Genomic DNA, 9,042 nt, shown 5'->3' with positions numbered 1-9,042 from the left:
TTCTCTCCAAGGGCCTGCTCTATCTTGCGGGAGGAATACAGGTTGCGAAGGTAAGCATAGATCAGTATCTTAAGCAGTGCACGGGGATGATAGCTTGATGTACCACCGCCTTTATAAGTGACCTCAATGGAACTTATATCGATCCGGTTGACAATCGCATTTACTATACGTACAGGATGGTTCTGCGGTACAAAATCATCATAACTAGGCGGAAGCAGGCTCAACTGAGACTGATGGTCGGTCTTCCAAACAGGTTTTGCTTTCATACCATGAAAGTAAAACATATTCAGAATAAATCCATAAAAAAAAGAGGCTGTCTTGACTTTTTAGACAGCCTCTTTTTGTTTTTATAAACAGTGCTTTCTCTCCTAATAGCTGAAATTTGTAAAGCGATGACTCAAGAAATCTCTATACAAGGCAATACGTTTACACTACACCCTTCGGGCGGAATATTGTGGCACGAGAAGAAAATGCTCCTAATTGCTGATGTGCATCTGGGTAAGATTTCGCATTTTAGAAAGCACGGCAGCGCGGTGCCTTTCAAAGCAGTTTCTGCAAATTTTGACCAACTCAGCCGAGTGGCAGATTACTATCAGGCGCAATCAATTTGTTTTTTAGGCGATCTTTTTCACAGCAGCCTCAACACTGAATGGAAGTTGTTTGAAAAGTGGGTGCGATCTCGTAAGGAAGAAATTTTGCTTATCGCCGGAAATCACGACATAATTTCGCCTTTAAAATATGACTCGCTTAATATCAATATTTATAGTGAATTTCAATCGAATGTTTTTTTGCTAACGCATCTTCCAGAAGAACGAGAAGGCTTTTTCAATTTTTGCGGGCATATACATCCGGGGTTTCGTTTGGGTGGAATTGGGAGACAAGTATTGAAACTTTCATGTTTCTTTAAGACTGAAAATCAACTGATCTTGCCGGCTTTTGGTACATTTACGGGCAACTATTATCTGGAGCCTAAAACAGGTGATCAAGTTTTTGCTATAACCAAAAATGAAGTGATACAGGTATGTTAAGTACTTCTTTGACATCACTTTATCAAATTAATGAACCAAGCTAGTGAGATTCTGAAGTAAATTCAGAATGACGAAAATTTACTATGAAAAAAAAACTCGCAATACTCAATTTACTTTCCGTGATTCTGGTGCTTGCCGTAAACGGATTTTCTCAAGCACAACGCTGGAATAGCACAACCATTGGTGAAATAAGTGCGCAATATGGCAATTTGTTTACACCGGCGGGTTATGCATTTTCCATATGGGGATTCATCTTTTTAGGTTTGATAGGTTATGCGATATTTGGAATTAAACGTGCATTTTTCAGTAATAAAGAAACGCCGCATATTGAGCAAACCGGTTATTGGTTTCTTATAGCCAATGTTCTTAATGCCTGCTGGGTTCTGGCTTTTATATATGATTACGTCTGGCTTTCTGTATTGATTATGCTGGGAATACTGTTTTCACTTCTTAAAATTGTACTCAAAACAAATATGGAACGCTGGGATGCTCCTATTGAAATTATTGCGTTTGTATGGTGGCCTGTTTGTTTTTACAGCGGTTGGATTGCTGTTGCGACCATTGCAAACATTTCAGCATTTTTAATAAAACTTGGTGTTGATTTGAGTCAGACTGCTCAAATTATAACTACGATGGTTATGATCACTATTGCGGTTTATATCAACCTGTTGATGATCAATTTGCGGAATATGCGAGAGTTTGCACTAGTAGGTTCTTGGGCTCTTTTTGCAATCTTTATAAGACATTATGAAAATTTAGAAAGCGTTGCCTATTTTGCTTTAGTAGGTGCTGCTTTATTAGCTATTTCTGCAGGAATTCACGGTTTTAAAAATCGGGATACCAATCCTATGAATAAACTAAAACAACGTCTTAGATCATAGACTTGATATCGTTAGACCAACTTGGATACGTAAAAACCATACTTTTTAAGGTCTTTACATCCAGTTTACCGCACATAGCCATCACAAACATATTTATGGTTTCTGCAGCGTCCCAGCTTAAAAGATGTGCTCCTAAAATATAACCTGTTTCTTTATCCACGACCGTTTTAAAAGCATAGCAATTTTGGTTCATACGTTTAGAATTATACCATTTGGGCACGTTCTGCGCTTTAACCACAACAGCGTAACCTTGCTCTTTTGCTTCTTTTTCGTTTAAACCTACGGTTGCCAATTGTGGCTGCGTAAAAACAACAGATGGTGTTGGCGGAACATCTAGCTTCGTATGATTTCCGTTTAAAATATTTTTTGCAGCATAATACGCTTCTTGATGCGCAACAGGTGTCAACGGTAAACTTCCGCTGGCGGTACAGTCACCACAAGCATATACATTAGCATTTGTAGGGCTTTGCATAAACTCATTTACCTCAACACCTTTTTTTGAAAAAGCAACGTTTCCTTTTTCCAGGTCTAAATCCTGAATAGAGGGCACACGCCCCGCTGTATTAAAAACCATTTCTGCTTTAATCTCAACTTCTTTTCCACCCTGATCTAGCGTTACCCGATAATTTTTACGCAGTTTTTCTATTGCTGAAGCGCGAGCATTAAATATAAATTTTATCCCCAACTGCTGAGAATTCTCCTGAAGGTATAGCGCTAATTGTTCATCAAAATTAGACAGAATACGCTCATTCACATCTACTATGGTGACGTCAACACCGCATCGTGCGGCAATGTGAGCAAACTCCATCCCAATATAACCGGCGCCAATAAAGATTATGCTTTCAGGCAGTTCTTCGAGTTCCAAGAAATCATCGCTTATCAACGCATGTTCTCTTCCGGGAATTTTCAATGCTAACGGAATGTTTCCGGTAGCGATAACAATTTTATCTGCAGTCACGGTTTTACCTTCAACAGACAATGTTTTTTCATCTAAAAATTTTGGAGATTGATGGTATAAAGTCATCCCCATATCTTCCAATTTTCGTTCTGTAGTAAAAGGAACAGCATCTGTAAAAGTCTCCTTAAACTGCATAAAATCTTTCCAGTCAACTTTAGGCAAGTCGCAAATTCCTTTGCCGTGTAGATCTATACTGCGCTCCAGTACTTCGGTGATTCCTACCAAAACTTTTTTAGGGTCGCAACCTCTATTTGCGCACGTACCGCCATATTCTCTATTGTCTGCAATAGCGACGCGTTTGCCTGCATCAACTGCTTCGTAAGCCACGTGTTTACCAGCATTACCGGTTCCTATTACAAAAAGGTCATAATGCTCTACTGCCATAAAATTGATTTTTTATAAAGATAGCAGAGTGTTGTGCGTCTTTGTGTTAGTGAAATTGTAAAATCCGGTTATTATTAACCAAAAAGAGCCTGACGGTCAATCAGGCTCTTTTGGAAAAATAGTATTCAGCTCTTAGTTATTACCGTAAGCATTTAAACGCTCGAGGTCATTTTCGTTTTCTTTCAGTTTCTTGTCATAATCAGCATAAATATATTTGCTTCCCACAACAAGTCCTAACAGTAGAACTCCAAATAAAATCCCGTTTTGTAATAATTGCTCCGGGTTTTCAAAAACATCCCATCCTTTTATCCATTTGACAAAAGCGAGTCCTGTAAACACAACCCAAATTGCAACGATGCTAATATCATAAACTGCTGTTTTTGCGGTATGAATTCTAAACTTAGATATTGCCTTTTGTAAGTCTAAAATACTCAGTTTTCCGTAGTCAATTGTCTTCAGTGTACTATGCTGAAAATAGGAAAATACCATTAACGCTGATGCTACAAATAGCAACACAAGATACAGCGGTGATTCTCTCAAAGCGTAAATCATGACAGTAGAAAGTGCTGCATAAACCAAAGCCATATTTTTCCCTGTAATAGAGATCTTCAAGAATTTATCAAAGCTGCTTTGCGCTTTATTAAACTCTAAATTTTTCAGTTTTTCTTCGTTGATCTGAACACGCTTTTCAAGGCTGTACATATCATTTTTCCATATATTTTTCAGTTCATCTACATTCATAATCTTATGTATTAAGTTCTTGTTTCCATTTTTGTTTAATGCGGTTAATTTTGGTCGCCACATTGGTTTTTGTAATACCTAGAATTTGTGCAATCACCTCATAATCTTTATCCTCGAGGTATAAGAACATGAGTGCTTTGTCAAATTCGTTCAACTCGTTAAGCAGCTTTTGTAAAACATCTTGCTCATAACTTCTTTCGCTAGCCTCAGAAGCCGGGGTAAAATCTAGCAAACCTGCGTCCAGACTTACCAATTTACCCTTATGTTTAAATGTTTTACGGTAGTGAGAAATCGCAACATTCATCGAGATCCGGTACAACCATGTCGTCATCGCATAGGCATCGTCATACGTATCTAGAGATTTCCAGATTTGTATAAGAATTTCTTGCTCCAGATCTTTTTTATCATCTTCATCTTTACAATACATCGTGATCACTTTATATAAAATGCCCTTGTACTTCTGAATGATGTTAATAAATGTGGTTTGCTTACTCAAACTTTCTAACTGTTGGTATACCTTATTATTCGCAGCATTTTTAAATAAATCACAGTTTGAGTAATTTATTTTTAAAAAAGTAAGATATGTTACTAAAATACTAAATCTCAAAACCAGTTTAAAAACCAATATTTACGTATTATCTTTGTCCGTCTATGGGTAAAACCACCATCACCAAACCTTTTTTGGAGTCTCCGCAACTGCAGAAACTCGGGGATGCTCTTGCTGCATCTCAAAATAGAATCAAATTAGACGGACTCATAGGGTCCTCGATGTCTATCACACTGGCAGAAAGTTTTAAAACTACAGCTAAACCTTTTTTACTCATTTTAAATGATAAGGAAGAAGCGGCTTATATTCTGAATGACTTGGAACAACTCGTTAAAGAAGACAATGTGCTTTTTTACCCCGGTAGTTACCGCAGGCCTTACCAGATAGAAGAGACTGACAATGCTAATGTTTTATTACGTGCCGAAGTGCTTAACCGCATCAACAGCCGTAAAAAACCAGCGCTGGTTGTCACTTATGCAGATGCGCTTTTTGAAAAAGTTGTAACCCGTAAAGAGCTTGACAAAAGCACGCTTAAAGTTAAACTCAACGACAAGATCTCACTAGATTTTGTAAACGAAATGCTTTTTGAATACAAATTCAAACGAGTGGATTTCGTTACTGAACCCGGCGAATTTTCGGTACGTGGTGGGATCATTGATGTATTTTCATTTTCTCATGATCAGCCGTATCGTATAGAATTTTTTGGGGATGAGGTAGACAGCATCCGTAGCTTTGATGTAGAAACCCAACTTTCTGTAGAGAAGATCAGCAAGATTAGTCTGATGCCTAATGTAGAAAACAAGGCGTTGCAGGAAACTCGGGAGAGTTTCTTAAAATATATCGCAGAAGACACGGTGATTTTTACACAAGACATCGAGCAGCTTGCGTCACGTATAGATACCAATTTCAGCAAAGCAGAGGAAGCCTTCAATAAATTGGAGAGTGAAATCAAGCGCAATACACCGGCAGAGTTATTTTGTGACTCTTCAATGATTAAAAGGCAGTTGCTAGATTTTACATTAGTAACTTTTAATGAAGCTATTGTTACTGCAACTTCAGAAAAGACAGGCTTACGTATTCAATTTAATCAACAACCGCAGCCCGCGTTTAACAAGCAATTCAATTTATTGATTGAAAACTTAAACGAAAATTATGAGGCCGGTTATAAAAATTACATCTGTTGTTCTAGTGAGCAGCAGGCAAAGCGTTTTCAGGATATTTTTAATGATGCTGATCTCAATGTTAAGCAATATGAGACCATTATTCTCTCGCTCTATCGCGGATTTATAGATGACGACTTGAAGTTGGTTTGCTACACAGATCATCAGATTTTTGAGCGCTATCATAAATTTAAACTGAAAGACGGCTACGCGAAAAAACAGGCAATTACTTTAAAAGAATTAACCAGTCTGCAAGTGGGTGATTACATCACGCACATTGATCACGGGATTGGAAAATTTGGCGGACTTCAAAAAATTGAAGTTGAAGGTAAACGTCAGGAAGCGATTAAGTTGATTTACGGAGAGCGCGATGTATTGTACCTGAGTATTCACTCACTACATAAAGTCACGAAGTACAACGGAAAGGACGGCAAACCCCCTCAGATTTATAAACTAGGAAGCGCTGCCTGGAAAAAACTCAAGCAAAAGACGAAAACTAAGGTTAAAGAAATCGCCTTTAACCTCATCAAATTATACGCAAAACGCCGACTTGAAAAAGGTTTTGCTTTTGGTCCGGATACGTATTTGCAAAATGAGCTCGAAGCGAGTTTTATTTACGAAGACACGCCAGACCAAAGTAGCGCTACCGAAGCTGTAAAAGCAGATATGGAAAGTGCTCGCCCGATGGACCGTCTGGTTTGCGGGGATGTAGGTTTTGGTAAAACCGAAGTTGCTATCAGAGCTGCATTTAAAGCGGTAGATAATGGGAAACAAGTTGCGATTTTAGTACCCACAACGATTTTGGCATTTCAACATCATAAAACCTTTTCTGAACGCCTAAAAGATTTACCGGTTACGGTAGATTATCTGAATCGTTTCCGCACAGCGAAAGAAAAAAGAGAAACTTTAGAACGCTTAGAAAACGGCCGGGTAGATATTATTATTGGTACGCATCAATTGACCAGCAAGAATGTAAAGTTTAAAGATCTAGGCTTACTCATTGTAGATGAGGAGCAAAAATTTGGCGTTGCGGTCAAAGACAAACTCAAGACTATAAAAGAAAACGTAGATACACTGACGCTAACGGCAACGCCTATTCCGCGTACGCTGCAGTTTAGTTTGATGGCGGCCCGAGATCTGAGTACGATCACCACGGCCCCACCCAATCGCTATCCTATAGAAACTCATATTGTTAGATTGCAGGAAGAAACTATACGAGATGCCGTGTCTTACGAGATTCAACGTGGCGGTCAGGTTTTCTTTATTCATAACCGTTTGCAAAATATCAAAGAGGTTGCCGGGATGATTCAGCGCTTGGTGCCTGATGCTAAAATAGCTATTGGTCACGGCCAGATGGATGGTAAAAAGCTTGAGGATCTTATGCTCAAGTTTATGGCCGGGGAATTTGATGTTTTGGTCTCTACTACCATTGTAGAAAGTGGTCTTGACGTGCCTAATGCCAATACGATTTTTATAAACAATGCGAATAATTTCGGACTTTCTGATTTGCATCAAATGCGGGGTCGTGTGGGCCGAAGCAACAAAAAAGCATTTTGTTATTTTATCACGCCTCCACTTTCTGCGATGACCGAAGATGCGCGTAAACGTATGACTGCTTTAGAACAATTCTCCAGTCTGGGAAGCGGATTTAATATCGCGATGAAAGATTTAGAGATTCGTGGTGCCGGGGATTTGTTAGGCGGTGAACAAAGCGGATTTATCAATGAAATAGGTTTTGACACCTATCAGAAAATCTTAAACGAAGCGATTGAAGAACTTAAAGAAAATGAGTTTGCAGATCTTTATGCGCATGAAAATGTAGATGATGAAAACAAAGAATACGTCAAAGACACCGTGATAGATTCTGACTTTTCTCTGCTTTTTCCTGATGATTATATCAATAATATCACAGAGCGCTTAAATCTTTATACCGAATTAAACAATTTAAAGACCGAAGAAGAACTTGCAGCATTTGAAACGCGTTTGATTGACCGTTTTGGAGAATTGCCACCACAAGCTGAAGATTTACTGAATTCGGTGCGAATCAAATGGGTTGCCACGCATTATGGACTCGAAAAAGTAGTGATGAAAAACAAAAAACTCATCGGTTTCTTTATTGCAGACCAGCAGTCTAAGTTTTACCAAAGCGCAGCTTTCTCTAGAGTGCTTCAGTATGTACAAACACATTCTAACCGGGTTACGCTTAAAGAGAAAAAGACTTCAAAAGGATTGCGTTTATTACTAACCGCTCCCGGAATTTCTTCGGTAGATAAAGCGATTGATGTTTTAAAACCGCTAATGCCTAAGAAAACGGAAGTGGTTTCTGAATAAAAATAAAATTTACAAAAATCTTCTTAAACCGCATTATTAGTACAATGTCGGGTGAATGACGGGTAAAATATAAGTTGAAAAATTGCAGCAAATAGCTTCCTGTATTTAGTATTGCAGTGTCTAACATTCTTGTATTTTTAAATACGCATCAACTACAAGAGCAATCTTATGTCACTTATGAAGCAACCACAACTGGGGCTGAAAATTTTAGAATTACGTCAGCAAAAAGGATTTACACAAGAAGAACTTGTAGAACACTGTAATATTTCAGTGCGCACCATTCAACGTATTGAAGCCGGTGAAGTTACACCACGAATCTATACTATAAAAACCATTCTAGCTGCACTAGATAGAGATCTTGATGATTTACAGGAAACCTATTTCGAGAAAAAGATCAAAAAAGCTTTTCTTATAGAAATCGATGAGAATAAAAATGTTTCTTTTTTATTTAAACAACTCAATCTGGGATGGATTGCCGGAATTTTAAGTATGATTCTTTTGGTCTTTCAACTTATAGAAGAAACCACGTATCTCACTACAGATTCTTACTATTTTGGAGAGATACCCTATGTTATAATTACGATTCTTGCTGCAATCGCGTTTGCGCTGCACATGCGTGCCTTCGTTTTAATCGGCGAACTTTTTAAATCTCATTTTTTAAAAACCAGTGCGATTATTGCCATTGCGATTAATACACTTATAGCGCTGTATTCAATATTTGATCTGCACTTTCTGTATTTAAAACTTGAAGCTTTTGCAGTGATTTACAGTGTACTATTTGGAGTTGTTTTTATTTGTATAGGAATTGGTTTTCTAAAAACCAATCACCTAGGTCAACTTCCTAAAGCTACAGGAATCATCAATATAGTGCTTGGTTTTATGTTCATAACAGTCATTATGACGGTTGTAGCCGGGCCTGCAAGTATTCTCGTGCAAGGGCTTTATGTTGCAATTATTTTAAGAGCGATTGAAACCTTAAGAAGGCAACTTTCTTAGTCTGAACTAACTAATC

At 38.1% G+C, this 9,042-nt stretch carries 8 protein-coding genes; 4 read left to right on the top strand and 4 right to left on the bottom strand.

Translation table 11 applies throughout. The features are described from left to right. Window positions 1-266, bottom strand: a 266-nt coding sequence (locus BUB91_RS18900) for a transposase (protein ID WP_175551014.1), incomplete at its 3' end; no start/stop codon positions are given. A 126-nt stretch (window positions 267-392) separates the two neighbouring features. Between BUB91_RS18900 and pdeM the strand changes: the two genes are divergently transcribed. Next, window positions 393-1,028 (top strand): ligase-associated DNA damage response endonuclease PdeM, encoded by a 636-nt coding sequence (gene pdeM / locus BUB91_RS18895; protein WP_073100758.1) that lies wholly within the window; start codon window positions 393-395, stop codon window positions 1,026-1,028. An 83-nt stretch (window positions 1,029-1,111) separates the two neighbouring features. After that, window positions 1,112-1,909, top strand: coding sequence for a hypothetical protein (locus tag BUB91_RS18890; protein WP_073100757.1), 798 nt, complete (start codon window positions 1,112-1,114; stop codon window positions 1,907-1,909). On the opposite strand, the gene BUB91_RS18885 is transcribed toward BUB91_RS18890, so the two are convergent. From BUB91_RS18885 to BUB91_RS18875, 3 genes are all read right to left on the bottom strand, one after another. Continuing rightward, window positions 1,899-3,251, bottom strand: coding sequence for a dihydrolipoyl dehydrogenase family protein (locus tag BUB91_RS18885; protein WP_073100756.1), 1,353 nt, complete (start codon window positions 3,249-3,251; stop codon window positions 1,899-1,901). The two genes, BUB91_RS18890 and BUB91_RS18885, sit on opposite strands and share 11 nt — an antisense overlap. A 132-nt stretch (window positions 3,252-3,383) precedes the next feature. Further along, complete coding sequence (locus tag BUB91_RS18880) at window positions 3,384-3,992, bottom strand: hypothetical protein (protein ID WP_073100755.1); 609 nt, start codon at window positions 3,990-3,992, stop codon at window positions 3,384-3,386. Window positions 3,993-3,996: 4 nt separating this feature from the next. Then, window positions 3,997-4,488, bottom strand: a complete 492-nt coding sequence (locus BUB91_RS18875; protein WP_073100761.1) for an RNA polymerase sigma factor — start codon at window positions 4,486-4,488, stop codon at window positions 3,997-3,999. 155 nt (window positions 4,489-4,643) lie between these two features. On the opposite strand from BUB91_RS18875, the gene mfd reads away from it, so the two are divergent. After that, window positions 4,644-8,030 (top strand): transcription-repair coupling factor, encoded by a 3,387-nt coding sequence (mfd, locus tag BUB91_RS18870; RefSeq protein WP_073100754.1) that lies wholly within the window; start codon window positions 4,644-4,646, stop codon window positions 8,028-8,030. A 177-nt stretch (window positions 8,031-8,207) separates the two neighbouring features. Beyond that, window positions 8,208-9,026 carry a helix-turn-helix domain-containing protein gene (locus BUB91_RS18865; protein ID WP_073100753.1) on the top strand — a complete coding sequence of 273 codons (819 nt, stop codon included), beginning with the start codon at window positions 8,208-8,210 and terminating at the stop codon, window positions 9,024-9,026. Window positions 9,027-9,042: the final 16 nt, after the last annotated feature.

The sequence above is a fragment of the Leeuwenhoekiella marinoflava DSM 3653 genome, from assembly GCF_900129005.1.
Taxonomy (GTDB): Bacteria; Bacteroidota; Bacteroidia; order Flavobacteriales; family Flavobacteriaceae; genus Leeuwenhoekiella; species Leeuwenhoekiella marinoflava.
This window is presented reverse-complemented; position numbering and strand designations above follow the sequence as displayed.

Excerpts from the sequence above, each read along its gene's own strand:
- pdeM (WP_073100758.1), top strand. The coding sequence starts at position 393 with ATGACTCAAGAAATCTCTATACAAGGCAATACGTTTACACTACACCCT.
- BUB91_RS18865 (WP_073100753.1), top strand. The coding sequence starts at position 8,208 with ATGAAGCAACCACAACTGGGGCTGAAAATTTTAGAATTACGTCAGCAA.
- BUB91_RS18880 (WP_073100755.1), bottom strand. The coding sequence starts at position 3,992 with ATGAATGTAGATGAACTGAAAAATATATGGAAAAATGATATGTACAGC.
- mfd (WP_073100754.1), top strand. The coding sequence starts at position 4,644 with ATGGGTAAAACCACCATCACCAAACCTTTTTTGGAGTCTCCGCAACTG.
- BUB91_RS18885 (WP_073100756.1), bottom strand. The coding sequence starts at position 3,251 with ATGGCAGTAGAGCATTATGACCTTTTTGTAATAGGAACCGGTAATGCT.
- BUB91_RS18890 (WP_073100757.1), top strand. The coding sequence starts at position 1,112 with ATGAAAAAAAAACTCGCAATACTCAATTTACTTTCCGTGATTCTGGTG.